This window comes from Paenibacillus sp. DP01 (assembly GCF_044784315.1).
Taxonomy (GTDB): domain Bacteria; phylum Bacillota; class Bacilli; order Paenibacillales; family Paenibacillaceae; genus Paenibacillus; species Paenibacillus polymyxa.
This window is the reverse complement of the sequence record NZ_CP173059.1, coordinates 5147829-5174815: the sequence shown is the minus strand read 5'-3', so window position 1 is coordinate 5174815 and position 26987 is coordinate 5147829. Positions and strand designations below refer to the sequence as shown.

Sequence of the window (26987 nt, the reverse complement as noted above, 5' to 3'; positions counted from 1 at the left end):
ATGACATCATGATTGATCCAAGTGTAAAACATGATTTACGAGAAATAGGCAAGAAACTAACAAACCTTAGGGGGTCTCTTTGACTTAGATCTCAAACAGGAAATGATCGCGAACTTTGAGGAAAAGATGGCAGCGCCTGATTTTTGGGATGATAACGAAAAGGCCCAAGGCGTAATTGCTGAAATGAACGCTGTGAAATCTTCTGTGGACAGCTATGAACAGCTGCGTCAGGAATATGAAGATGCAGGTATGATGGTTGAGCTGGCTGAAGAGGAAGGCGATGAAGCGCTGGCTGGAGAAGTTGAAAACAGTATCAAATCCCTGCTGAGCAAGCTGGAGGAATTTGAGCTGCAATTGCTTTTAAATCAGCCCTATGACAAGCTTAATGCTATTCTGGAGCTGCACCCGGGGGCAGGCGGTACCGAGTCTCAGGACTGGGGACAAATGCTGCTGCGTATGTATACACGCTGGGGAGAAAAACGAGGCTTCAAGGTGGAGACCCTGGATTATTTGGCAGGTGATGAAGCGGGGATTAAGAGTGTAACCCTGTTGATCAAAGGCTACAATGCCTACGGTTATCTCAAGGCGGAGAAAGGTGTACATCGGCTTGTTCGTATCTCTCCATTTGACTCCTCCGGTCGTCGACATACATCGTTCGTGTCTTGTGATGTAGTACCGGAAATTGCGGATGATGTGGATATTGAGATCCGCACGGAAGATCTTAAAATTGATACGTACCGGGCTAGCGGTGCAGGTGGTCAGCATATTAATACGACCGACTCGGCTGTTCGGATTACGCATTTGCCTACCGGTATTGTCGTGACTTGTCAAAATGAACGTTCCCAGATCAAAAACCGTGAACGTGCAATGACGATGCTTCGTTCCAAGCTCTATGAACGCAAGATCGAAGAACAACAGCAGCAATTGGACGAAATCCGTGGTGAACAGTCCGACATTGCATGGGGCAGCCAAATTCGCTCCTACGTGTTCCATCCATATAGCATGGTTAAGGATCACCGTACCAGCGTGGAAACTGGCAACGTCGGGGCAGTGATGGACGGCGATCTCGATCCATTCATCGATGGTTACCTGCGCAGCCAAATTAAGCTGGACGCAGAATAATTGTCTGTATGTTTTCCTACAGAACCGCAGTCTACGTGCCTGCGGCCTGTAGGAATTTTTGTGTGACGGTATTTTTATTAAAGGAGAACGTGAATGATGTCTCAATTGAACCCTCCCACTGCCCGCCGAAGAAGGCGTAAGCCTCTGATTGCCGCCAGTGGACCAGCGCGTAACGTGACCGATGTTTTGCTAATTATACTCGGCTCCTTCATTACAGCGTTGACCTTTAACATGTTCTTGCTTCCCAACCGGATTGCATCCGGGGGTGTATCTGGCCTGTCTATCTTGGGCGAGGACCTGTTTGGCCTGGAACCGGCCTATACGCAGTGGGGAATGAATATTCCGTTATTTATAGCAGGAGTACTGCTGTTAGGAAAAAAGTATGGCTTGCGTTCCCTGCTGGGCAGCATCATGCTGCCACTATTTGTTTATGTGACGAAGGATTGGGCAGTCCCGACAACCAATCCGTTGCTGGCTTCGCTGTATGGTGGAATCGGAGTAGGATTGGGCTTGGGCACTGTGTTTCGGGGCAGAGGCTCGACGGGTGGACTGGCTATTTTAGCGCAGATTATTCAAAAGTATACCGGTTTTAGCCTTTCTCTTTGTGTCATGCTAATGGATGGCACAGTGATCACGCTAGCTGGTTTCGCCCTGTCGCCGGAGCGAGCTCTGTATGCATTGATTGGCTTGTTTGTGACCGGCAAAGTCATTGATGCTGTAGAAATGGGATTGGGTTACTCCAAAGTGGCTTACATCATATCCAATCAAAAGGAAAAGATCACGCAAACTATTTTACAGGATTTGGATCGTGGTTTGACAGAGCTTGCAGGACGGGGGGGGTACACGAACGAAGAACGTCCTGTACTTATGGTTGTAGTCGGGCAAAACGAGGTAACCCGCCTCAAAACGCTCGTTCGCTTGGTAGACCCGGAAGCTTTTGTGATTATTAGTAATACACGTGAGGTATTGGGTGAAGGGTTCAAAAGGGAAGGCTAGCATAATGTAGCCTTCTGGACGCTTGCTCTTAACTGAATCAATGTAGGAGAGCCCACTGATGTAGTGGGCTTTTCTCTTTTCAGAACAGCTTTATCAAGCCTTTTTTGGTAACAGATCAAGCCAATCTGCTGCTTGTCCTTGATTAAAATATGAGGTCGGTACTCCTTTTACTCCGGTTTTGACCATAAATAAACCGCCTGCTAGTGGTTGATCGGTATTATCGCCATCTTGAGCAGTTGTGATATACAACTCATCCAGATGTTCACCGCCAAAAGCACATGAAGTCACACAATTGACTGGAAGTGAAACCTCAGCAATTACTTCTCCCTGAGCAGGATGGATACGAGAAACACGCTTACCGCCCCAACGCGCGATCCACAACATGCCCTCTGCATCGATGGTCATGCCATCTGGATATCCTTCACTTTCATCCAATCTAGCTATCACTTGCTTATTCTTAATGGTGCCCTGTGTCACATCGTAATCGAAGGAGACCACTTCCAAGGTCGGAGTATCAATATAGTACATGGTACGATGATCTGGGCTCCAGGCTAAGCCATTAGATATGGAAGCTTTATCAACCAGTAAGGAGACGCTTCCTTTTGTGCTCAGACTATACAACGCTCCTTGCGCGCGTTCGCCATTTAAACTCATAGTTCCTGCCAAAAAACGTCCTGCAGGATCACATTTACCATCATTAAATCGATTTCCTGATCTACCTTCCTCAGGATCGTGGATCAATACTTTGGCTCCTGTTTCAATATCCAAACAGTATAGACCGCTGATCATGGCCACGATTACTTTATTTTTAAGATAAGGGACGACTGCACTAATATGTTCACCCACATCTATGGTACGATCTGTGCCTGTAGATGGATCGTAAATGTGTAATTGAAAACCCTCAATATCGACCCAAAATAAACGTTGCGACTGATGATCCCAACTGGGACCCTCGCCTAACTTGGCTTTAGCATCTATCACTAAATTCGCTGTATATGTTTTGATGTGTAGCACCCCTAACGTATAGGTTTATTTTCGTACATACTCACTCTTTATACCCTATTCAATGTCCAACGAATACATAAGTGCAGCAAATGTATAAACCGGATGAATACCAATATACAAGATAATATATAAAGGGAACGCTCCTTTTCTTATGCAAAATAGAAGACTAGATTCGCAAGGGGGTCTGTCTTTTTTGTTTTCCTTAATTGTAGCCTGTACAGCTTGGCGGCCAAAAGAATGGGCAAGAGTGCATATTTTAAATTTGGAGGAATAACATGACATGAGGTGTTGTATTTATATGAATAGAGTCGTATAATAATACATATTTCATAGGGACGGAATGGAGGAAGGTCTGTGAGCAGCAAGCTAAAGGTAGCAATTGTCGGTTCCACTGGATATGGCGGAGTGGAGCTGATTCGATTTTTGGTTCATCATCCGCAGGTGGAGATTGTATCTGTTATTTCTTCATCCAGCGCGGGTGTCCCGATTAGTGATGGGTTTCCACATCTGACGGATATTGTGGTACAGGATTTGGACGGTGTCGATATCCATGAAATTGCTGCCAAGGCTGATCTGGTTTTCACAGCTACGCCATCAGGCGTTAGCACCAAATTAGTGCCACAGCTTCTGGATGTCGGACTGAAGGTGATTGACCTTTCCGGGGACTTTAGGCTCCGAAGCGGGGAAGCGTATGAAGCATGGTACAAAAAGCCTGCGGCTTCACCCGAGTATCTCAAGCAAGCCGTTTACGGACTCAGCGAGGTGTATGCAGAAAAGCTTGCTGGTGTTTCTTTTATTTCGAATCCAGGCTGCTATCCCACGGCAACACTATTGGGAATTATTCCTGCCTTAAAGGCGGATTGGATTGACCATCGGTCACTGATTGTGGATGCTAAATCCGGGGTATCCGGCTCCGGTCGGGGAACAAGTCTTGTTTCACATTATGCGGAGATGAATGAGAATTTTAAGGCTTATAAGGTGAATAAGCACCAACATATCCCTGAGATCGAACAGGTATTGGGTGATGTTGCGGGCGAGGACGTTACAATTACGTTTACGACACAGCTGGTGCCTATGACGCGAGGAATCATGAGTACAATTTATGTCACGTTGAAAGGTGATCATACGGATCAGGACCTTATCGGGTTATACCGGGATTATTATAAAGGCCATCCTTTTGTCCGTGTACGTGGCGAAGGTATATGGCCGGCAACAAAAGAAGTATTTGGTTCGAACTACTGCGACATCGGTTTTGCAGCAGATGCCCGTACTGGGCGTCTTACGATTATTTCTGTCATTGATAATGTTGTGAAGGGTGCCGCTGGGCAGGCGATTCAGAATTTAAATTTAATGATGGGATGGGAGGAGAACCTCGGACTGGGCTTCATACCGGTATATCCGTAAGTAGCACGTAAACGCAACAGGTACAGGAGAACGACAGCGGGCAGGTTTGAGAACGCAAGCGTCCGGCTGCCATTCATTCCTTATAATGCGGGCGAGGGCACATAATTATGGGCAAATTAGGGTTTACAGTCGTACATGGGGGCAACATCGTAACTCCGCATGGCTTTACAGCCGGGGGATTGCACTGTGGATTGAAAAATACGAACCGCAACGATATCGGCGCGATTCGCTGTGAGGTAGAGGCGACAGCTGCTGCGGTGTATACCACTAATGTGTTTCAGGCTGCACCGCTGAAGGTGACTCGCGAGAGCCTGACAAACGGTCGATTGCAGGCGATAGTAGTGAACAGCGGGAACGCCAATGCCTGTACAGGACAGCAAGGGGAGCAGGACGCTTACGCTATGCGTTCGGCCGCTGCTCGTGAACTGGGTGTGGCAGAGAGCAATGTAGCTGTTGCTTCGACGGGTGTAATTGGCGAGCATCTGAAAATGGATCGTGTGCTTGGCGGTATATCGTCACTACCTAAGCGGATGAGCGAGGCAAACGATGGAGCGGAGCAATTTAGCCAAGCCATTCTGACAACGGATTTGGTTAAAAAGGAAGCATGCGTGTCAGTTGAAGTGGACGGTGTGACCGTGCACATCGCCGGGGCGGCAAAAGGATCAGGTATGATTCATCCGAATATGGCAACCATGCTCGCTTTTATAACTTGTGATGCGGTCATCGGGCAGACGGCTCTTCATCAACTATTAAAGCAGGCCACGGATACTAGCTTTAATATGATTACGGTCGATGGGGATACCAGCACGAACGATATGCTAATCGCTATGGCAAGCGGACTGGCAGGCAACAGCGAGTTGAACGCAGAGCATCCTGATTGGGGGGCTTTTGCCGAGGCATTCACTTATATTTGCCGGGAGCTGGCGAAGGCGATTGCCCGTGACGGGGAAGGTGCTACGAAGCTGGTAGAGGTGTCCGTAAGCGGAGCGGTAAGCGATGCTTCTGCCCAGGCGATAGCCAAGACCGTAATTGGGTCCAGTCTGGTGAAGTCAGCCGTTTTTGGCGCAGACGCCAACTGGGGACGGATTATTGCAGCCGTCGGACGTGCTGGAGAGCCGGTGAATCCCGATACGGTAGACATCCGCTTAGGTGACATTATCGTGCTGAACCAATCAAGTCCAGTTGCTTTTGATGAAGCCGAGGCGCTCTCCTATTTGCGTGGAGATATGGTGCAAATTATCGTTGACTTGCATCACGGGAACGGAATGGCTACAGCATGGGGCTGTGATCTAACCTACGATTATGTGCGGATTAATGCGGCTTATCGGACATAGATACCAGATTTAAATACAGATGGATTTTTAATAGTTAATAGAAGAAGCAAGCGGATATAGTTTTTCGCATCATTTGAAAATCGCACAAAATTGTGCAGAGGAGAAAAGGAGAGATGATATGCAATCGGCAGTGGGACACGCGGATCAAGCGAAACAAGCGGGACTGGCACGTCGTAATTTTGTGATGAAATGCGGAGGAAGTACGCTGGCTGCGTTGCCTGATTCCTTTTTTGACGACTTGGCCCGTCTGCAGTCGGAAGGCCTTCAACCAGTCATTGTACATGGCGGCGGACCTGCGATCTCTGACAATTTGGCGAAGCTGGGAATCGAAACGGAGTTCATTCACGGGTTGCGTAAAACGACTGAACCCGTGTTGGATGTCGTGGAAATGGTGCTGGCAGGCAGCATTAACAAGCAGATTGTTCGCAGAATAGGGATGCACGGAGGGCGAGCGTTGGGTTTGTCGGGCAGTGATGGCTATTTAATTGAAGCAAAGCCTGTGCCGAATGCTGCCGAGGTCGGTTGGGTTGGAGAGGTAACATCTGTTCAAGCATCGATTATTACGGGTGTGCTGGACATGAGCTATATGCCAGTTATTGCGCCTATTGGCATTGATCGATCCGGTCAGCGTTATAACATTAATGCCGATACAGCGGCGGGCGCGGTTGCTTCTCATCTCGGCGTCAGTCGAATGATTGTTGTGACGGATGTACCCGGTATTTTGAAAAAGAATGGTGTAGAGAAGAAGGTGCTGGAATCGATCACTATACAGGAAATTGAAGATATGATCAGCACGGGTGAAATCTACGGTGGTATGATCCCGAAAGTGAGAGCGGCTATTGCCTGCATTCACGGAAAAGTGAAGGAAGTCGTCATCGTTGACGGCAGCGAACCGCAGGTACTCAGCCGTGTGCTGAGCGGAGAATCAATTGGAACACGCATTGTGCGCATGCAGTAATTGCAATATATGCTCAACCTATATAACCAAACGATAAAGGGGCGTGAACGACATGAGTAAGGAACCGAATACGCTGGTGAGCGAGGAAATGCCAAGTACGAATGGAAGCGGAGCGCAAGCGCAAAAGGGGACGGCAAAAACGCAGGCAGATAGCTCTCTTTTTCCAAACTACGCAAGATACCCGCTTACACTGGTGAAAGGACAAGGAAGCTGGCTGTGGGATGATCAGGGCAAACGTTATCTGGATTTCATGTCAGGTATTGCTGTTACCAATCTAGGCCATGCGCCTCAAGCTGTAGCGGAGCGGTTGAAAAAGCAGATCGATGAACTGTGGCATGTATCCAATCTGTTTCATATTCCTGGGCAGGAGCGGGCCGCGGCCTTGCTGACAGCTAATAGTAGCGCAGATGCGGTGTTCTTCTGCAATAGCGGAGCTGAAGCGAACGAAGCTGCCATTAAGCTGGCGCGTCGTTACCACCAGAAGGTGAAGCAGACTGGTCGCTATGAAATCATTACGTTCACGCAATCCTTCCACGGACGGACGCTGGCAACCTTGACTGCTACGGGTCAGGACAAAGTGAAAGAAGGCTTTTTACCGCTTCCCGCCGGATTCAAAAGCGTTCCGCTTCATGATCAGGCTGCGCTCGAAGCAGCGATCAATGAGAATACAGCGGCAATTATGCTGGAAATGGTGCAGGCCGAAGGTGGCATGTATCCGGTAGACCCTGCTTTCGTAGACGTGATTACCCAGCTGTGCCAGGAACATGGATTGCTGCTGATCATTGACGAGGTGCAAACAGGTATGGGACGGACAGGTAAGCTGTTTTCCTTTGAGCATTATGGGATTGAGCCGGATATTTTTACATTGGCGAAAGGACTGGGCAGTGGCTTTTCGGTCGGTGCAATGCTAGGCAAAGAATATTTGCGTGAAGCGTTCACAGCGGGCAGTCATGGTTCTACGTTCGGGGGTACACCGCTTGCTATGGCAGCAGTTCAAGCGACCGTTGAAACGATTATTGATGACAAGCTGCCAGAACGCGCTGCCGAAATGGGAGATTATCTCTTCCAGAGTCTGCAAAAGCAGCTTGCAGATATTCCTTTTGTCCAGGATATCCGCGGAAAAGGTCTGATGGTCGGGATTGAGTGTGCGGAGCCGGTAGCAGAGCTTGTTTTGGCAGGACAGAAGAAGGGCATTCTGTTCATTACAGCAGGACCGAACGTGATTCGCCTGTTGCCTAACCTGTATGTAACGAAAGACGAAATAGATCAGGCTGTAGCATGGATTGCTGAATTGATTCGGGAGCACATAGCTTAGTGTAAAGACAGAAGCATCCGAGATTAGAGCGTAAAAGGAGAGGATCGCATGAGCCAGGGCGGCGCACTGCAACAGGTGAATTTGAAAGGACGGGACTTTCTAGAGCTGGACGATTACTCGCCAGAGGAAATCCAGTATTTAATTGATCTCGCCGTTGAAATTAAGCGTAAGCACAAAAACGGAGAAGCTTATCAGCCGCTGAAGGGGAAAACACTTGGGCTGATTTTCGAAAAATCCTCCACACGCACACGGGTATCCTTTGAAGTCGGTATGTATCAATTGGGCGGGCATGCCCTTTTCCTCAGCAAAAATGATATTCAACTGGGACGCGGAGAGCCGATTAGCGACATGGCCCAAGTGATGTCACGTTATCTGGATGGCATTATGATTCGTACCTTTGGGCACGATAATGTGGTAGAGTTGGCCCGTTATGCATCCGTTCCTGTGATTAATGGTTTGAGCGATTTGGCGCATCCGTGTCAGGTGCTGGCTGATTATCAAACCTTATATGAACAAAAGGGTAAGCTGAAAGGACTCAAACTGGCTTACATCGGAGACGGCAACAATATGGCGCATTCCCTCTTAATTGGTGGAGCAAAGCTCGGAGTGCATGTCTCCATTGCAAGTCCAGCTGGATACGAGCCTGACCCGAGTGTGGTCGCGGTTTCTCGTGAGATTGCCAAACAGACAGGGAGTGAAATTGTTATCACGCAAAGTCCGCAGGAAGCAGTAAAAGATGCCGATGCGATCTACACAGACGTGTGGGCAAGCATGGGCTTTGAGGAAGAGCAGAAGGAGCGTGAGCTTGCTTTTGCCGACTTCCAGGTGAATGAGGAGTTGGTTAAGCTCGCGAAGCCAGATTATCTATTCCTGCACTGTCTACCTGCGCATCGTGGGGAAGAGGTGAGTGCAGGAGTAATCGACGGTCCCCATTCGGTCATTTTTGATGAAGCGGAAAACCGTCTACATGCACAAAAAGCGTTGCTAGTTGCTTTAATGGGATACAGTTGATCGTAAAGAAGATAGAGGTATAAGCATTCGGGGAGGACTTCAACAATGGCAAAAGAAAAAATCGTACTCGCATATTCCGGCGGTCTGGATACGTCGGTCATTCTGAAATGGCTCAAGGAAACCTATGATGCTGAGATTATCGCATTTACCGCAGATATCGGACAAAAGGAAGAACTGGACGGTTTGGAGGAAAAAGCACTCGCTACGGGAGCTTCCAAAGTGTACATCGATGATCTGCGTGATGAATTCGCCAAGGATTTTATTTACCCAATGTTTCAGGCGGGTGCTTTATATGAAGGGCAATATTTGCTCGGAACGAGTATTGCACGTCCATTGATCGCTAAGCGGATGGTCGATATTGCGATTGCCGAGGGAGCAACAGCCATTGCCCACGGCGCAACAGGCAAAGGCAACGATCAGGTGCGCTTCGAGCTGAACGCGGCGGCGCTAACGCCGGACATCCAAGTCATTGCACCTTGGCGGCTGGAAGAGTTCCGCAACCAGTTCCCGGGCCGGGCAGAAATGATTGCCTATGCGGAAAAACACGGTATTCCGGTAACCGCTTCTGCAGCCAAGCCGTACTCCATGGACCGCAACCTGCTGCATATCAGCTATGAAAGCGGCGTGCTGGAGGACCCCTGGTTTGATCCGAGCGCTCCTGAAAATAAAGAAATGTTCTTGCTCAGCAACGCGCCTGAGGACGCCCCTGATGAAGCAGAATATTTGGAGCTGGAATTTAAAGCAGGCAACTGCGTCGCTTTGAATGGTGAACAGCTAACTCCGCTGCAAGTGATGGAAAAGCTGAATGAACTGGGCGGCAAGCATGGAATCGGACGTGTAGATATGGTGGAGAACCGTTTTGTGGGTATGAAGAGCCGCGGAGTCTATGAGACGCCAGGGGGTACAATCCTGTTCACAGCTCACCGCAAAATGGAGTCCATCACAATGGATCGCGAGGTTATGAATCTGCGTGATAGCCTGATTACCCGTTATGCTACCTTGGTGTACAATGGATTCTGGTTCGCGCCGGAACGTGTTGCTTTACAGGCACTGGTTCATGAGAGTCAGAAAAATGTCAGTGGTACGGTGCGCGTGAAGCTGTACAAGGGCAATATTATCGGTGCAGGCGTTAAAAGTCCGGTTAGCTTGTACAACCCAGACATTGCAACCATGGAAGCTGATCCGACGCAAGCCTACGACCAAGGCGATGCCACAGGCTTTATCCGCTTGAATGCTTTGCGTTTGAAGGTAAATGCGGGCGTAACACAAAATCATAAATAAGATGTAATCAAAAAAATGTACGGAATGCGGGCCGTTCTTGTCCAAACGACAAGGGCGGCTTGTTATTGCAGAGAGGGGATCATGCAATGAGTAAGCTATGGGGCGGACGGTTTACAAAGCAAACGAACAAGCTGGTAGAGGAATATACGGCTTCTATTGAGTTTGATCAGGCGTTGGCGGAAGAAGATATTCAAGGCAGTTTAGCTCATGTGGCCATGCTGGGCAAATGCGGTATTATTCCGCAGGAGGATGCGGACACGATCAAGGGAGGACTGCACACCGTTCTGGAGCGTATCCGCCGTGGGGAAATTGAATTTTCCGTTTCGGATGAGGATATTCACATGAATATTGAAAAAAACCTGATCGAGGCCATTGGTCCGGTCGGCGGTAAGCTGCACACTGGACGCAGTCGTAACGATCAGGTAGCAACGGATATGCACTTGTATTTGCGCGGACGTGTGGTATCGCTGGTAGGTATGCTGCATGATGTACAAGTTGCATTAATTGGGCAGGCCAAGGACAATCTGGACACAATAGTGCCTGGATACACACACTTGCAGCGTGCGCAGCCTATTTTGTTCGCGCATCACTTGCTAGCGTATGTGTCTATGCTAGAGCGTGATATTGACCGACTCAAGGACAGCTACAAGCGCATCAATGTGTTGCCGCTCGGGGCTGGCGCTTTGGCTGGAACCACTTTCCCGATTGATCGTCATTTTGTAGCTGAGCAGCTCGGTTTTGATGGCGTCTATGAAAATAGCCTGGACGCTGTTAGTGATCGGGACTTTATCGTAGAGTTTTTGGCCGGGGCCTCGCTGATTATGACGCATTTGTCCCGTCTGAGTGAAGAACTGGTGCTATGGAGCAGCACGGAGTTTGGTTTTGTCGAGCTGGATGATGCTTTCTGCACAGGCAGCAGCATTATGCCACAGAAGAAAAACCCGGATGTACCGGAGTTAGTACGTGGCAAAACCGGGCGTGTCTATGGAAACCTCGTCGGTCTGCTGACAGTACTGAAGTCCTTGCCACTGGCATACAACAAGGATATGCAGGAGGACAAGGAAGGGATGTTCGATACGGTTGCTACGCTGGAGGGAGCCTTGCAATTGTTCGCTCCGATGATCGCCACCATGAAGGTGAACAAGGATCGCATGCGTCAAGCGGTCAACCAGGATTTCTCCAACGCAACGGATATTGCGGACTTCCTGGTCGGCAAGGGGCTTCCGTTCCGTCAGGCCCATGAGGTTATCGGCAAAACGGTGCTGTATTGCATCCAGCAGGGCAAGTATTTGCTTGATCTGAAACTGGATGAATTCCAGCAGTTTTCGGATCTGTTCGACGAGCGTATTTATGAGGTGCTTCAACCAGAAGCGGTAGTCAATGCTCGGAATGTGTATGGTGGAACCGCCACCGGTCAGGTGCAGGCAGCCATTGGACGCAGTGAACAGCTTCTAGTGAACACGTCAACATGGTTTGAAAATCATAAGCCAAAAAATTAATCCGTAAAGAAAATTATTCTCTTGCACAGCAACGGGATGCTGTGTAAAATCAGATTTTAAGAATATTTGCCAGCTATGTTCTCAAAGGCACCGTTCGCGGTGTCTTTTGTGTTTTCCGAGAGGGTTGAAAGATTTATGCTCGGAATAACCATGAACTACATAGATGTATTGAAAGAATATCATCCACGAGGCTTAATAACTAGTTCTATATACCTATCCATACATTAGTGTGAAAGTTTCTAGAATTTACATTTTTGTATACTACGCCTACTATGATTATGGTAGAATAGCACTAAGTTTTTCATTGAATTACCAATTCAATAGAACAAGAAGCATATGCGATATTTCATTGTCAAGTTATTATTGGTTTTTTCGACCAGGAAAATTGCATAAATGTGTAAAGGAAGGGCCTGAATGAGAAAACAGGTGTGCCCTGGTTTCGAAAGAATAGCCGTTAAAAATATTTAAGTAGCGACATAGCAAAAGGCAGAGTCGGGACGATCCAGGGAGGTATTATGAGAACTAAACGAACGACGCGTCAGCTAAAGAGCGCTTGGATCGGTTATCGCGCTTCTGACGCCGATGGATTGGTATCCTCATTGCATGAGGAGCGAATCCAGGCAGAGAAGTTGCTACGTGAGGAGCGGGAGCTTTTCCACGCGGCGCTGGAGCGGAAAAAGCAGCGGGATACCGAGTTAAAGCAACTGCTTGCGGACGCGCTTGCGGAAGAGCGGCGCTGGATTGAAAGGGCGGGAATTCATGGGTGACAAGCTTAGGTGGCAGGTTGGAGGAGTTTCAATTCGCCAAACCAAGAGAAGAATAAAAGAAGAGCGTCAGCGAATCGAACAACTGCAACAACAGCTAGAGGCTCAGCGTGCAGAGCAGGCCCCGATACTGTACAAGCTTGATTTTCATATCGAAGAGTTGGAACGGCGACTTCAGGATACAGAACTTCGTATTCAGGCTTTACAGAATGCCAATGATACAGCAGCAGCTGTGGAACAATTGCTGGATGAAGGAATACAGGATGGACAGGTGCAGGAGGCGCAAGTCCAATATGCATCTGGGCAGGAACAAGCAGCGGCAGGAGCAGCTATAGGTCTTGCTTCCAGTATCCCTGGTGCAGAAGGCGGAGAGGCGGCAGCAGGAACGCAGACCGGACGAAACGGCAAGGCCCGTCTGGGAGATCAGCTGGTGGAGAACGGGATGATTACCCGGGATCAGCTGACAGATGCTATCCGCAACCAGAAGCGTTACGGTGGCAGACTGGGCGATATTCTTGTAGAGATGGGTTTCATTACAGCTGAGCAGCTACAAGAGCAAATTGATGGTGATGAGTCCAAGGAGAGACTGGGCGATATGCTGGTTCGTTCCGGCTATATTATACCGGAGCAGCTAGAGCGTGCGCTCGAGTTCCAGGCGAAGAGCGGCGGACTGCTCGGCGACATTTTGCTGTCATTGCAAATGCTGGAGCCAGCAGATTTGTACCGCGCGATTGCTACACAGAACCGAATCGGGCGTATTGGTGAGGAGTTGGCGCTGGATGCGGCGTACAAGCTACCCGAGCAAGTGGCCATGGCTTATGGCGTGGTCGTCATCCACCAATATATGAACCGCTATATTGTAGCGGTCAGTGATCCACTGCCAGAGGAGCGACGCTTGAAGCTGGAAGAAATTCTGGGTATGCCGGTAGAGCAGGTACTTGCAACGAAGGAAGAGATGGAGCAGCTCTGGGGTAAAATCTACGGTGAGGAAATGATGCAAGAGAGCACGACCGGGCTATTGGAAAAAGAACCGCATAATTCGGCGCGGACCACCTTTACCAAGGGACAGCTCTGGGTGTTTGCAGCTATGGGAATGATCACACTGCTTGGCCTCCTCTGGAACAGTTGGAAAACGGTGCTGATCATTAATATGATGATTCAGCTGTTTTATTTTGCTATGACGCTATTCAAATTTGGTATTATCTATCTCGGTTCCCGGCGTGGGGCCCAGCTTCGCTTCACGAAGGAAGAGGTAGACGCCATGGATGAAAAAAGACTGCCGATCTATACGATTCTTGTTCCGATGTATAAGGAAGCGGGCGTGCTTCCGATGTTGTTGCGGAATTTGGAACAGCTGGATTATCCAAAGTCCAAGCTGGATGTACGGCTGCTGATCGAAGAGGACGACATTGAGACGATTGAGCTGCTACGGGAAATGAAGCTGCCAGCGTATTACACGACACTGGTCGTGCCCGACGGCTTGCCGAAAACTAAGCCGAAGGCATGTAATTATGGACTTATTCGGGCCCGCGGCGAATTTGTCGTCATTTACGATGCTGAGGATCGTCCCGATGCTGACCAACTTAAAAAGGTCATTGCAGCGTTTGATTCACTGCCTGAGAATTATGCGTGTATTCAAGCGAAGCTCAATTATTTTAACAGCACACAAAATTTGCTGACCCGCTGGTTCACACAAGAATACAGTATGTGGTTCGAATTGCTGCTGCCAGGAATTATGCAGTTAGACACCCCCATTCCGTTGGGCGGTACGTCCAATCATTTCCGGGTATCTGTATTGAAAGATATCAATGCGTGGGACCCCTATAATGTAACCGAGGATGCCGATCTGGGCATTCGTCTGTATAAAGGTGGTTATAAAACGGCCATTGTCGATTCCCGCACATGGGAGGAAGCGAACAGCCGCGTGGGCAACTGGATTCGTCAGCGTTCACGTTGGATCAAGGGATATATGCAGACATGGCTGGTTCATATGCGCAATCCGGTTAAGCTGGTGCGCGAAGTGGGCTGGAAAGGATTTTTCGGTTTTCAGGTGATGATTCTGGCGACTCCGATGTTGCCATTGCTAAACCCGATTTTTTGGGGCTTGCTTATTTTATGGTTTGGCTGGGAGTTGTCCTTTATTCCCAAGCTGTTCCCGGGTTATGTGTACTACTTGGCCAGCGCGGAATTTTATATCGGTAACTTTCTGTTCGTATTCAGTAATGTGGCCGGCATGTATTGGGTCATCGGTGAGCTGGAAGAACGCGGTGAACGAACATTTTCATACGCGATGGTCAAATATGGGCTACTCTCGCCGTTATATTGGGTACTTATGAGTATAGCTGCGATAAAAGCAGCTTGGCAGCTTATAACCAAGCCGTTCTATTGGGAAAAGACGACGCATGGTCTGACCGATATGCATGACTTGGATGATACCCCGGCACAGTCCTCCTGAATATGAAGAAAGAAGGAGCAAGAATGGAGACCAAAAATCCTTTTTTATCCGTCGTCATTCCCATGTACAATGAAGGCTCACACCTTGAGCGTTCACTTAAGGTGATTGATGGGGTGCTGTCTGTTGTCACCTCACGTTATGAGCTTATTATTGTAGATGATGGTTCCAAAGACGATACGTGGCTCAAGTTGTCCGAATTGTCCCGTCGTATGCCCTCTTTGCTCGCACTCCGGCTGAGTCGGAATTTTGGTAAGGAGCTGGCGTTGTGCGCAGGTTTGGAAAATGCATCTGGCGATGCGATCATTGTCATGGACGGTGATCTGCAGCATCCTCCTGAGATGATCGGGGAAATGGTGCGTTTATGGCAGAATGAAGGTTATGATTTAGTTGAATGTGTGAAAGAATTTCGGGGAGAAGAGTCTGTAGGCAAAAAGCTCGGAGCTTCTTTGTTCTATGCAACCTTGAATCGTTTGACGGGCTTTAATCTAAAGGATGCCTCCGATTATAAGCTGCTGGATCGAAGAGTGGTGGATGCCTGGATGGCGATGCCAGAGCGTATGCCGTTTTTTCGCGGGATGACCGCCTGGCTCGGTTTTCGTAAAACCCAGATTACATTCCGGGTGGCTCCACGAGAAGAGGGTCCAAGCCGCTGGAGTCCGTTAGGCCTATTTCGATTGGCTGCGGAAGCGATCGTTTCGTTTTCGACGGTACCTTTGCGGGTAGTGAGTTTAATGGGTCTCATTTTCATGCTGATTTCGGTCGTGTTGGGGATTCAAACCTTAATGCACAAAATAACGGGTGACGCTGTGACCGGGTTTACCACTGTCATTTTACTGCTTTTGATTATCGGTAGTGTACTTATGCTGTCGATTGGAGTGGTAGGAGAATATATTGCCGCCATATATCACGAAGTCAAAGCCAGACCCCGTTATCTAATTGCAGATAAACGGGCGAATGCTGACCGACTGTGGGTGGATAGGGAGTTTAATCAACATGATCAGACGTTCGTATCTAAAGTATCCAATCATTAAATACGGTATTGTCGGACTGCTGGGTACAGGCATTCACGTCGGTGTACTTGTGCTGCTGGTGGAGCTGTTTGCAATACCTGCAGTAACGGCTACTACCATAGGCTTTATCGTTACGTTGCTCGTTTCGTATGTGCTGAATCGTAACTGGACGTTCGAGCCTACCGGCGAAGGGAGCCGCACTCAGTTTCTTAAATATTTATTGGTCTGCACCTGCGGCTTGCTCCTGAATGCCGCTCTGATGTACGTAACCATTCACTGGATTGGTTGGTCGTATCTGATCGGTGAAGTCTTAACTACCATCATCGTGCCAGTTCATAATTATATCTGGAACCGCTATTGGATCTTCTCCGTTCCGCAACAGCGTCAGAAAGAGGTTTCATGATCGTAAGGAAACATGGAAAGTTGTTGTCATTGTTTGCTTGTATTGCTGCTCTAGAATTAGCCGTGGGTGTTTATTTTGCATGGCATCTTGGCTATATGCATACCGATGCGCTCAGTCGAGTAGCAAATGCATTTTATGTACTGTATAGTCGTGACCCGCATTTGGGTGCTATTGGGTTTGTGTGGAATCCACTACCGAGTTTGATGGAACTCATTGTACTGTTGTTCTATCCATTGTTTCCCGCACTCGCTTCCCACGGGCTGGCAGCAGTGATTGTGAGCAGCCTGTTTGCTGGGGCGAGTGCAGCATTATTGTACGGGACGGGAAAAGAACTAGGGTTTCACGGTGTAACTAGTTTGCTAATTGCGCTGTTATTTTCACTGAATCCGTTTATGTTTCTGTTTGGCTTCAACGGCTTGAGTGACTCGCCCTATATCTTTTTTATCCTGTTGACAGTGAGTCGATTCTGTATGTGGCTTAAGGATCGCAAGGCGGCGAATTTGATCGTATCCGGTTTTGCGCTTGCATTGGCATTTTGGGTTCGCTACGAAGCAGTCCCACTGGGGGTTGCGCTGGCTTTGGGCGTATTACTGACGATTTTTTTTCTGCATCGGTGGCGTACAAACAGAGAGAACGTTAAAACGCAATTGTCTTTAAAAGAGCGCCTGTACAAGGTAGAAGCGACATGGCTTCTATTGTTGCTGCCGCTTGTCTTTTCCGGTTTGTTGTGGCTCTTTTTTAACTGGATTATCATGGGCGACCCGCTTTACTTTTTACGCTCGCAATATTCCAATTCCACACAATCAGCGGCTTTGCTGGAGGATCAACGCTTTGTAGAAATGTTTGCTCACCCTATGCTGATGCTAAAGTTTGTCGGGCAACGGACCTTATGGTATGCGGCTCCGTTGATTGCCGTTTTGCTTATACGCCTATTGGACAAACGTCTGTGGAGTTGGAGCACATTAACGCTGCTGGCTATTTTTTTATCAGTACCTGGGCTCCAGCTTTTACTGATGCTTAAGCATTCTTCGTTTGGCTGGTTCCGATATTTTATGTATGTATTTCCGATTACGGTTGCTTGGCTGCCGTATGAGCTTAGTCTGTTGAAGGGGAAAATGCGGGGGATCGGAATCTCACTGGTAACGGCAGGAATGTTGGCAACAGCAGGCTTGTTATCCTACGCACTGACGAATCCCGCGATTGCGGCGGATGAGCATAGCTATCTGACGCATAGTGGCAATGAAAGCTATACTCGACAAATTGTTGAACGGAAAATAGGGTCATGGCTGGATGAACATTATGGTTCATCTCTCATTTTGACAGATTCTTATACGGCCTATCCGATTATTTTGAGCAGTAAAATGCCGAAGAAGTTTATGATAACGAGTGATTATGATTTTGGGAAATCTTTAACGGATCTGCCCGCTTCCAAGGTGGATTATGTTTTGGTTACGCGCTTGGTAGAAGGGGTACCACTGGATCAGGTGAACCGAAACTATCCTGATCTGTTTGAAAAGGGGGCGCCATGGGCCACGTTGGTGCATGATTTTGACGGGGAGTGGCGATTGTACAAGATAGAGCATGAAGAACTGCAATAATTTTATTGTATTTTAGTGCATCGTAGCGGAGAAAAGGGTACAGCTGTCGGGCATAAGCTCCCTATAGCTGCACCACCGCAAGAAGTTTGAGGGGGAACGAGAGGAATGTCCTTTCGCAAATGGTCTGCAAGCAGATGGATGGCTATAGGTCTGTTTGTGTTTATACTTGCATTGGAGCTGTCTGCGGGCATCTATTTCAGCTATGTTCTGGGATATATGCACACAGACGCGCTCAGTCGGGTAGCTAACGCCTTTTATGTGTTGTACAGCCGCGACCCGCATCTGGGCGCTATCGGATTTATCTGGAATCCACTACCCAGTCTTCTGGAAATGGTGATTCTATTGCTGTATCCAATCTTTCCGGCATTAGCCTCCTATGGATTGGCTGCTGTTATTCTGAGTGCTATCTTTTCTGCTTTGACCGCTATGCTGCTATATCGGGCGGGTGTCAGAACAGGGCTTAGCTCTAGGATGAGCTTGCTGCTGGCTTTGTTGTATGCACTGAATCCGTTTATTTTACTATTTGGTGCCAACGGTCTAAGCGATTCGTTATACATATATTTCATTATGATGACGGTGATTGAATTTGCGCTGTGGCTCAAGGACCGCATGACGGCAAGTCTGATTGTTTCTGGGTTAGCACTTGCCATGGCGTTCTGGACTCGTTATGAAGCGGTGCCTCTGGGCGTGGCCATGGCTGTTGGCGTGGTCTTGGCGATTTTATTTCTTCATCGCAACTTGGGTAGACGTGAACTGGCCCTGCGGGAAAAGCTGCATAAAGTCGAGGCAACCTGGTTGCTTCTTCTGCTCCCCGTGGTCTTTTCCGGGCTGTTGTGGATTTTCTTTAACTATCTTATTATGGGGAACGCTTTTTATTTCCTGAATTCAGAGTACTCGAACACGGCCCAATCGGCAGAGCTGCTGAATGATGATAAATTTGTAGAGATTTTCTCCAATCCGCTGGTGGCTTTGAAGTTTATTGCATCCAAAACTATCTGGTATTCTGTACCGTTGTTTGCTATTTTGTTCATTCGTCTGTTGAGTGGACGCTTGTTCCGGTGGGGAACCTTGATTATTTTGTTATTATTCCTGTCTGTACCAGGCTTGCAATTTTTACTTATGATGCGGCAATCCTCGTACGGTTGGTTCCGCTACTTTATGTATGTATTCCCAATTACCGTAGCCTGGTTGCCTTATGAGTTGAGCCAGCTTCAGGGACGTTGGCGGAGGGCGGCCTTTGGTCTAGTGTCCGTCAGTCTGCTACTTACCGCTGGATTACTCTCCTATGCGTTGACTCGCCCGGATATTGCACCGGATGAGAATAGCTTTCTCACACGCACGGGGAATGTAAACTATGTGAGACAAGAATCAGATCGTAAGATTGCCGTTTGGCTGGATGAGCATCTGCCGAAGTCTACCATTATGACAGATTCGGCTTCAGCCTACACGATGATCGTCTACAGCCAATATCCCAAACGTTTTCTGATCACCAGTGATTATGCGTTCAATAAAGCATTAAGTTATCCGCAGGACAATCATGTGGACTATATCCTTGTACCTAAGATTATGTCAGGCATGCCGTTGAGTAAGATTAATATGGTATATCCGAATTTATATGAGCATGGTGCCCCATGGGTTCAGCTTGAACGTGAGTTTAACGGCGAGTGGCGTCTGTATAAAGTGTTGCCTAAGGCACTAACTAATGGATCTCCAACGACGGAGACAACGACTAATCCCTGATGATAGGCATAACAACAATCCCTGGAGCCTATTCCCTTCGCATGGTGCGAGGAGGAAGGCTGCGGGGATTTTTTTGCCTGTTTAATGTCATTTAAGCGGTAGCCATGCCAGTACATCCTGAATTTTGGTGTCCCAGTATCCCCATTCATGAGTTCCAGGACCTTCTTCGTAGGTCAGCGGAACTCCAAGAGAGGTGCATGTTTCACGAAAAGTCTGATTTCCCTTATATAAGAAATCTTCCGTACCGCAGCATTGGTAGAGTCGGGGGAGTGAGGTCCCCGCGGTGGTATGACGTTGTAGCAGCTCCAGCAAATCGTGATCTGTTCCGCGTATTTCATCTGGCCCGAAAATGTTAAGCCATTCCGCTGGACTCATGGCATTTTGCATAGGATCGGTACGGGATGCGTGTAAATCCATAACCCCCGAAAGACTGGCAGCGGCTGCAAAGCGTTCCGGGTGCTGGAGTGCCAGTTTGAAGGCACCATACCCCCCCATAGAAAGACCAGCTACAAAATTGTCTTCACGTTTGTCCGACAGAGGAAAGAATGAACGTGCCAAAGCCGGCAATTCTTCACTAATAAAGGTCCAATAAGCCGCTCCTTGCTCCATATTCGTATAGAAACTCCGATGTACCTGGGGCATGACGACGGCTAGGCCCATAGAGGCGACGTAGCGTTCAATCGAGGTTCGACGCAGCCAGGTTGAATCATCGTCCGACAGGCCATGCAGTAAATACAGTGTCGGATGTGGCCCTGTTCCTTGCTTGCCCTCCATTCCAATCTGTGAGCGGGTTGCCTGCGGAAGAATAACATTCATGGATGTGCTTAGACCAAGAACTTCCGAGTAAAACTGACATTGAATAAGTGCCATAAGAAAACCTCTTTTCCTAGGGGGTTGCAATCTCTTTGACCTGTTCCAGCCTAATGATTATTCATTCAGTATACTTTAACCTGTCCAAATATACATATCCAAGTGAGTGACTAGGCATTAAGTCCTGTTTCTTATTTATCCTACATTAGGAGGGGGCATGGTTATATGGGACGATTTTTTTAATTTAGGGGTTATTTGGGTTTGATTTCTGGTAAAGTGTTTAAAAAAGATTGATGAATCCAATCTGAGGGAGGAATTTATAGCATGGGGAAAAAGTTAAGAACCACAATTACAGGTGTACTGAGTACAGGTCTTATTCTTAGCGCATTCAGCGCAGCGGCAGCTGCTCCTCAAACTACAAGCGGCCATTGGGCGGGAGATCAGGTGCAACGCTGGTCAGCTACAGGGCAATTGGATGGGGCGGTAAAACCGGATGCGGCGATCACACGCGCAGAATTTATCGTTCTTCTGAACCGCAGCTTGGGAACGTTCACACAGGAACTTCCAGCAGTGACAGACGTAACGTATGCAGGTGGTGTGAAAATCAACGGTAATGGAAGCAGAACGTTCACAGATGTTCCGGCATCCCACTGGGCATACAACGAACTGACTAGTGCCGTAAATGCAGGCTACATAAGCGGCTATGCAGGTAACAAGCTCAAACCAAATGGTAAGGTAACACGTCAGGAAGCAGCTGCGATTATTGGCAAAGCTATTGGGCTGACTGCGGGTAACGCAGCAGATGTTACTAAATTCATTGACTCCGACAAAATTGGATCTTGGGCGAAGAAAAGTGTAGCGGCTGTTGCGGAGCAAAAAATCATCAACGGTTATCCGGATGGTAAATTCCAGCCACTGAAGCCGCTGACTCGTGCAGAGGCGGTTGCTATTCTGGATGCTGCATCCGGTTATAACCTGAGCCCTGTTGATAATCTGACGACGACTCCTGGTGGAACGGTAACGGATTCCACATACAGTAACGTGACAAATTCCACTTACGGTAATACGTCGACTACTTCTGGCAGTGAAACAGAAGATAGCAGCACAAGTACTAGCACAGATAGTACAACTACTACGGACAACTCTACAACAACAGAGACAAGCACAGAGACAACTACAAATACCGATACGACTACAGACACAGCTACTGACGCGGATGCTACCTCGAATGCACTGAAAGTCAACGATGTGTACGATGGTGAAGGTACAATTACAGGAACAGCAAAAGCGGGTTCCACAGTAACTGCCTATTCCAACGATCTGCCTATCGGCAGTGCAGTAGCCAAAGATGACGGCACATTTAGCATCAGTGTGCTTACTCAAAAAGCGACAGTTAGACTGGTGATCAAAGCTAAAGATACAGACGGCCATGAAAGTGAGCCTGTAGAAATCTCGGTTTTGAGTAAACGCAGCGAGTAATTTAGAAACAAAAAAACCCCCTTTCACTCTGTCTGGAACCAATCCAGCCAGTAGCGAAGGGGGATTTTTTCGTTTATTCGCTTATGCCATCTTCCACAATAGGTTTCTCCAGTTCGCGTGTTTGTGGCTCAGACGATGTGCTACCGCCATAACTAGCTATAATGCGCTGCTGCGCTCGGTACGTATCGCGGCTGATTCGGGTGCGCTCGACGGGTTTTCCATCTACCTTTTTTATTCGAAAAGTCTCTACCACATACCCTTCTTTCCCCTGCCGAATGACTTGATAGAAGCCTGAGGGGAGTGAGTCATTACGTATTCTCTTTACGGGTATGGGGAGTATGCGAACAGTGTGAGATTCAAGCTCATACGAAATATTGGATGGAAATGTACCAAAAATTTTGACGATAAGCGTTCGATTTTGGACCGCGGCACGTAGGAGCAAATGTTTGCCGGTATTATTTCTAAAACGAAAATTAATGGATCCTGTAGCAAAGGTCGCATCCTGGCCTTTGGGCAGATAGCTGACTGGCAGGGAATGGTTGCGGCGTTCGACAATGTCCAAGCCGACTCGCAGCGCTGCATTATAGACCGTGCTGGATACCTGACAAATCCCACCGCCAATGCCGGACTCCAGCCGTCCGTTCACGATTACTGGAGCCTCACGAAAACCATGGGTGCGCTCAGCCTTGGCAATCACCTGGCCGTAGTCAAATATGTCACCTGGTTTGAGAATTAAACCATCAACGGTGCTTGCCGCCGAATTAACGTTATACACACGTCCTTTCGAGCTACTGCCGAGACTGGTGGAAAATTGGGTAATTTTACGCTCTATACCTTCGCTGCGCAGCCTGTCGACCGTAATTTTCGGCTCCAACTGGTGGAACGGTAATTCCACTCGGATCGGCTCCTCGAAAGCCGTAAAATCCTTGGGGAGTGCCTGCTTCATTACGACGTCCAGTTTGGGCCAATCCAAGCGCCGGGCAGAGCGCCCCGGAATATAACGAACCTGATCGTTTGCATCAATCTGACGCACCGCATTGATAGGCATGCCGTATCGTTGTTCCTCCCAATCAGCTCCAAATTGGGATTTTAAGATCTTCTCTTGCTGGAAAGGTGTGATAGACCATTCCTTCTCGAAGCTAAAACGTGTCTGTACGCGAGTCCATAGATGCTTCGCGCTGAGTGCCTTTACCGCATTTCGGAATGCCTCCGCTTTATAACTGAACCCTGCTTCCCCGAGTGTTAGCTTTATATCCTGTGCACTGCTGTCACTGTCCGTGAAGAGCAGAGGGCGCTGCTTCAATGCATCCAGTTTTTTCTCCACCAGTCGAAGAGCGTCCGTTTTATCCATGCCGCCTACGTTGACTCCTCCGATCCGCACTCCCTCTGGTAGTGTTTGTCTATCGGCGTACAGATGAAGTCCTCCCCACAGCATAGCCAGCGCCAGAACACCAGACCATATCCAAATGACAGATAAATGAATTTTTTTCATAATGCAGATGTCTCCTGTCTGATAAGCTTGATAGCATTTCGTGTGCCATAATATTCATATATATGTGCCAAAAGCAGAAAACTTTCGGTACTATTTAGGTAACAAATTTGTTACAATGATAAACGGTATGATGAAATACAGAAGTTTTTAAAGGAAATGCATGGAATATGTCGAATGGATACTAGGTTATACGTAACATGATTAAGCAGCGGGAAGTGATCGAGTGATTGAAATGCAGGATGTGTGGAAGACCTATACGAACGGGACCCACGCACTTCAAGGAGTATCGGTCAGAATTGACCGTAATGAATTCGTATACGTAGTCGGCCCGTCTGGAGCGGGGAAATCGACTTTTATGAAGCTTATTTATAGAGAAGAAGTACCGACCAAGGGACAAATTTCAGTCAATGGTTTTAATATTGGGAAGCTCAAGCAGCGCAAAATTCCCTACGTTCGTCGTAACATCGGAGTCATTTTTCAGGATTTCCGGCTTTTGCCGCGTTTGACAGCCTATGAAAATGTGGCTTTTGCTATGGAAGTTATAGAGGCTCCCAAGAAGCTGATCCGCAAGCGGGTTCCAGAAGTGCTCGAATTGGTTGGCTTGAAAGAAAAAATGAATCGTGAGCCTGCCCAGCTTTCTGGTGGGGAGCAACAGCGTGTAGCAATTGCACGGGCCATCGTGAACAATCCCTCGGTCATCATTGCTGATGAACCGACGGGGAATCTGGACCCCGAAACATCGTGGGAGATCATGCAGTTGCTGGATGAAATTAATTTTCGGGGTACGACCATTGTGATGGCGACACACAATAAGGACATCGTGAACTCCATGCGTAAACGCGTCATTGCCATCGAAAATGGCAATATCGTAAGAGACCAGGTAAGAGGGGAGTACGGATATGACTTTTAATACCTTCTTGCGTCATATGCGGGAAGGTTTCAAAAACATATTCCGCAATGGCTGGATGTCCGTAGCATCCGTCACCTCAATTATTGTGTCACTGCTCATACTGGGCGTGTTTATTATGCTGGTGCTTAACGTCAACTCCTTGGCTGATCAAGCAGATAGTCAGGTGGAAGTTAACGTATTTCTGGAGCTCAATGTCGATCAGAGCATGCGTGAAACACTGCAAAAGGAAATCGCGGCAATGCCGGAGATCAGCAAAACGACCTTTGTGACGAAAGCTCAAGGTTTGGAGGAGCTTCGCAAAGATTTGGGAGACAGTGGCAAGGATCTGCTGGAGGGTTTTGACAAGGACAGCAATCCACTGCCGGACAAAATCGTGGTAGAGGTTATTGAACCAACGACGGTTCCATTTGTGGCCGAGAAGATTGAGAAGCTGAATACATTGCATCCCGAAAAACCGATCTTAAAGGTTCGTTACGGCAAAGGCACTGTAGAGACGCTCTTTACCATTACTAAGCTGATCCGCAATGTTGGTTTTATATTCGTCGCCGGACTGGCGATCATGTCTATGTTCTTGATATCGAATACCATTCGAGTAACGATATTGGCACGACGCAGAGAAATCAGCATTATGAAGCTGGTCGGTGCGACCAACTTTTTCATACGATGGCCGTTTTTTATCGAAGGCGCGCTTATTGGTCTTATTGGTTCTCTTATTACTGTAGGAATTTTATTTACAGGCTATCAGCGTTTGCTGACAGCCGTTCAGGGAGATATCGCTCTCAATATGTTGAAGCTTATGCCGCTTGAAGGCATTTGGATTCAGCTGAGTGCATTGCTGGTTATTTTGGGGATGCTGGTCGGAATTATTGGCAGTACCCTGTCCATGCGCAAGTTCTTGAAAGTCTAAGAAGCATTTGGTGGAACGTCGTAGTCATTCAATAGAACGGGGAAGCCCGGTGTTATTTTGCGATAAAGGATGGGGAGTGCAAGTTGAAAAAAATAGGATCTGTGTTGGCTGCTACGTTGGTAGCTGCATTGCTAATCCAGCCTTCTGACGGATATGCCAAAAGCGTGAGTGAGATCAATTCGCAACTGAACCAATTAGAAAAGCAAGCCAAATCTGCCAAGCAACAGCAGCAAAAGGCTGCTCAAGATAAACAGTATGCTCAACATTACAAAAATAAAACCGTACAAAACCTGAAAACGGTACTTGCTCAAATTAACAGCGTCAGTGATCAGCTGACTCGTGTAGCGGTTCAGATCGATCAAACGGAAGATAATCTGCGTGCGACTAAAAAAGATTTGGCCGAAGCAATTGATCGCATTAATTCGCGGGAAAAAATGCTGGAAACTCGTGTGCGTCTCATGTATACGGATGGAACGGTCTCCTATATGGACGTGCTTATGTCTTCGACCAGCTTTAGTGATTTTCTCAGTCGGGTAGATTCCCTGAAAACGATCGTGGAGCAGGACCAAATTCTGTTGGACGAGCATAAAAAGGACAAGGCTCTGGTCGTTAGCAAGAAAAAGCAGCTTGATACGGAATATAAAAATGCCAAGAAGCTGTATGCGCTCAAGCAGGACGCCAAAGCTCAATTGAATTCGAAGGAAAAAGAGAAGCAAAGACTGATTGCCAACTACGATCATGATATTGCTGAATCGGATGAAATTAGTGAAGAGCAAAACGATATGCTGGTAGCCCTCGCGAACAAACGTGTGGCGCTGGTGCAGGAGAAGAACAAGCTCAGAGCGGAGCAGGCTGCCAAAGCAGCACGCGCTAGAGCAGCTGCACGTGCTGCTGCAGCCAAGCGAATTGCATCTTCATCCTCAGGCGCCGCCTCGAATTCCAGCCATACGGCAGCCAGTACGTATACGGGCGGATCAGGTACTTTGGCTACGCCTGTAGCCCATTACCGACTCTCATCTACTTTTGGCATGCGGGTACATCCGATAACCGGCAAGCTTAAAGGCCATACAGGTATTGATCTGGCGGCTCCGCAGGGAACCGACATTCATGCAGCCGAGGACGGTGTTGTCATTGTTGCTGAATGGTGGAGCGGATATGGGAACACGGTTGTCATTGACCACGGAGACGGACTATGGACCCTATACGGACATATTCGCAACGGCGGTACGGTGGTTCATACGGGGCAAACCGTGAAACGCGGTCAAAAAATTGCGGAAGTGGGTTCGACGGGGAATTCCACAGGACCTCACTGTCATTTTGAAGTGCGCGAGAATAACAAACCTGTAAATCCGATGAACTATTTATAATAGATAAGGTAAGCCCTATTTGTAACCAATCCGGTTGTAGATAGGGTTTTGCTTTAATGGTTCATATCCAATGAAGAACATGTGCATTGAAACACGGAGTAGGATACAATTAACATATTCCGTACAA

22 protein-coding genes are annotated in these 26987 nt (G+C 47.9%); 19 read left to right on the top strand and 3 right to left on the bottom strand.

What is annotated here, in order from left to right; all coding sequences use genetic code 11:
• Positions 1 to 8 precede the first annotated feature (8 nt).
• Together prfB and ACH59B_RS22815 are read left to right on the top strand one after the other, a co-directional pair.
• Positions 9 to 1122, top strand: a protein-coding gene (gene prfB, locus ACH59B_RS22820; protein WP_100212693.1) for a peptide chain release factor 2 whose coding sequence is annotated in 2 segments (ribosomal slippage) — positions 9 to 80 and positions 82 to 1122 — 1113 coding nt in all. Because the reading frame shifts where the segments join, the coding sequence is not laid out codon by codon here.
• Between the two features lie 96 nt (positions 1123 to 1218).
• On the top strand, positions 1219 to 2118 hold the full coding sequence (locus ACH59B_RS22815) for a YitT family protein (RefSeq protein WP_277508296.1): 900 nt from the start codon (positions 1219 to 1221) through the stop codon (positions 2116 to 2118).
• Positions 2119 to 2211: 93 nt separating this feature from the next.
• Here ACH59B_RS22815 and ACH59B_RS22810 read toward each other — a convergent pair whose 3' ends face one another.
• Positions 2212 to 3099, bottom strand: coding sequence for an SMP-30/gluconolactonase/LRE family protein (locus ACH59B_RS22810; protein WP_016822937.1), 888 nt, complete (start codon positions 3097 to 3099; stop codon positions 2212 to 2214).
• A 378-nt stretch (positions 3100 to 3477) separates the two neighbouring features.
• Here ACH59B_RS22810 and argC point away from each other — a divergent pair, with 378 nt between their 5' ends.
• The 13 genes from argC to ACH59B_RS22745 all read left to right on the top strand — a co-directional run bounded on the left by argC (position 3478) and on the right by ACH59B_RS22745 (position 19895).
• Complete coding sequence (argC, locus tag ACH59B_RS22805) at positions 3478 to 4527, top strand: N-acetyl-gamma-glutamyl-phosphate reductase (protein ID WP_016822938.1); 1050 nt, start codon at positions 3478 to 3480, stop codon at positions 4525 to 4527.
• A gap of 107 nt (positions 4528 to 4634) precedes the next feature.
• On the top strand, positions 4635 to 5861 hold the full coding sequence (gene argJ, locus ACH59B_RS22800) for a bifunctional glutamate N-acetyltransferase/amino-acid acetyltransferase ArgJ (RefSeq protein ID WP_016822939.1): 1227 nt from the start codon (positions 4635 to 4637) through the stop codon (positions 5859 to 5861).
• Positions 5862 to 5979: 118 nt separating this feature from the next.
• On the top strand, positions 5980 to 6819 hold the full coding sequence (gene argB / locus ACH59B_RS22795) for an acetylglutamate kinase (protein WP_016822940.1): 840 nt from the start codon (positions 5980 to 5982) through the stop codon (positions 6817 to 6819).
• 52 nt (positions 6820 to 6871) lie between these two features.
• Positions 6872 to 8134 (top strand): acetylornithine transaminase, encoded by a 1263-nt coding sequence (locus tag ACH59B_RS22790; protein ID WP_016822941.1) that lies wholly within the window; start codon positions 6872 to 6874, stop codon positions 8132 to 8134.
• A 48-nt stretch (positions 8135 to 8182) separates the two neighbouring features.
• Positions 8183 to 9145, top strand: a complete 963-nt coding sequence (argF, locus tag ACH59B_RS22785) for an ornithine carbamoyltransferase (protein WP_038978181.1) — start codon at positions 8183 to 8185, stop codon at positions 9143 to 9145.
• Positions 9146 to 9190: 45 nt separating this feature from the next.
• Complete coding sequence (locus ACH59B_RS22780; RefSeq protein ID WP_013373358.1) at positions 9191 to 10426, top strand: argininosuccinate synthase; 1236 nt, start codon at positions 9191 to 9193, stop codon at positions 10424 to 10426.
• An 86-nt stretch (positions 10427 to 10512) separates the two neighbouring features.
• The gene (gene argH / locus ACH59B_RS22775; protein WP_016822943.1) at positions 10513 to 11925 is read left to right on the top strand and encodes an argininosuccinate lyase; all 1413 of its coding nucleotides are present in this window, start codon (positions 10513 to 10515) and stop codon (positions 11923 to 11925) included.
• A gap of 515 nt (positions 11926 to 12440) precedes the next feature.
• Positions 12441 to 12692 (top strand): hypothetical protein, encoded by a 252-nt coding sequence (locus tag ACH59B_RS22770; protein ID WP_016822944.1) that lies wholly within the window; start codon positions 12441 to 12443, stop codon positions 12690 to 12692.
• Positions 12685 to 15144 carry a glycosyltransferase family 2 protein gene (locus ACH59B_RS22765; RefSeq protein WP_126666396.1) on the top strand — a complete coding sequence of 820 codons (2460 nt, stop codon included), beginning with the start codon at positions 12685 to 12687 and terminating at the stop codon, positions 15142 to 15144. The genes ACH59B_RS22770 and ACH59B_RS22765 overlap by 8 nt, the downstream gene beginning before the upstream one ends.
• A gap of 23 nt (positions 15145 to 15167) precedes the next feature.
• Positions 15168 to 16175 carry a glycosyltransferase family 2 protein gene (locus tag ACH59B_RS22760; protein ID WP_017427078.1) on the top strand — a complete coding sequence of 336 codons (1008 nt, stop codon included), beginning with the start codon at positions 15168 to 15170 and terminating at the stop codon, positions 16173 to 16175.
• Positions 16138 to 16557: a GtrA family protein gene (locus ACH59B_RS22755; protein WP_013373353.1), complete on the top strand. Its 420-nt coding sequence runs from the start codon at positions 16138 to 16140 to the stop codon at positions 16555 to 16557. Before ACH59B_RS22760 ends, ACH59B_RS22755 begins: the two co-directional genes overlap by 38 nt.
• Positions 16554 to 18155 carry a glycosyltransferase family 39 protein gene (locus ACH59B_RS22750; RefSeq protein WP_257126357.1) on the top strand — a complete coding sequence of 534 codons (1602 nt, stop codon included), beginning with the start codon at positions 16554 to 16556 and terminating at the stop codon, positions 18153 to 18155. Before ACH59B_RS22755 ends, ACH59B_RS22750 begins: the two co-directional genes overlap by 4 nt.
• A gap of 105 nt (positions 18156 to 18260) precedes the next feature.
• Positions 18261 to 19895 carry a glycosyltransferase family 39 protein gene (locus tag ACH59B_RS22745; protein WP_126666394.1) on the top strand — a complete coding sequence of 545 codons (1635 nt, stop codon included), beginning with the start codon at positions 18261 to 18263 and terminating at the stop codon, positions 19893 to 19895.
• 87 nt (positions 19896 to 19982) lie between these two features.
• Here the strand turns inward: ACH59B_RS22745 and ACH59B_RS22740 are convergent, their stop codons facing one another.
• Positions 19983 to 20765: an alpha/beta hydrolase family protein gene (locus ACH59B_RS22740; RefSeq protein ID WP_126666393.1), complete on the bottom strand. Its 783-nt coding sequence runs from the start codon at positions 20763 to 20765 to the stop codon at positions 19983 to 19985.
• A gap of 264 nt (positions 20766 to 21029) precedes the next feature.
• On the opposite strand from ACH59B_RS22740, the gene ACH59B_RS22735 reads away from it, so the two are divergent.
• On the top strand, positions 21030 to 22184 hold the full coding sequence (locus tag ACH59B_RS22735; protein ID WP_039276371.1) for an S-layer homology domain-containing protein: 1155 nt from the start codon (positions 21030 to 21032) through the stop codon (positions 22182 to 22184).
• Between the two features lie 73 nt (positions 22185 to 22257).
• Here the strand turns inward: ACH59B_RS22735 and ACH59B_RS22730 are convergent, their stop codons facing one another.
• Positions 22258 to 23676, bottom strand: coding sequence for a VanW family protein (locus ACH59B_RS22730; RefSeq protein ID WP_126666392.1), 1419 nt, complete (start codon positions 23674 to 23676; stop codon positions 22258 to 22260).
• A gap of 223 nt (positions 23677 to 23899) precedes the next feature.
• Here ACH59B_RS22730 and ftsE point away from each other — a divergent pair, with 223 nt between their 5' ends.
• From ftsE to ACH59B_RS22715, 3 genes are all read left to right on the top strand, one after another.
• Positions 23900 to 24586 carry a cell division ATP-binding protein FtsE gene (ftsE, locus tag ACH59B_RS22725; RefSeq protein WP_007432660.1) on the top strand — a complete coding sequence of 229 codons (687 nt, stop codon included), beginning with the start codon at positions 23900 to 23902 and terminating at the stop codon, positions 24584 to 24586.
• Positions 24576 to 25493 carry a permease-like cell division protein FtsX gene (ftsX, locus tag ACH59B_RS22720; RefSeq protein WP_016822951.1) on the top strand — a complete coding sequence of 306 codons (918 nt, stop codon included), beginning with the start codon at positions 24576 to 24578 and terminating at the stop codon, positions 25491 to 25493. Before ftsE ends, ftsX begins: the two co-directional genes overlap by 11 nt.
• 83 nt (positions 25494 to 25576) lie before the next feature.
• Positions 25577 to 26860: a murein hydrolase activator EnvC gene (locus tag ACH59B_RS22715; RefSeq protein ID WP_016822952.1), complete on the top strand. Its 1284-nt coding sequence runs from the start codon at positions 25577 to 25579 to the stop codon at positions 26858 to 26860.
• The last annotated feature ends 127 nt before the right edge of the window (positions 26861 to 26987 follow it).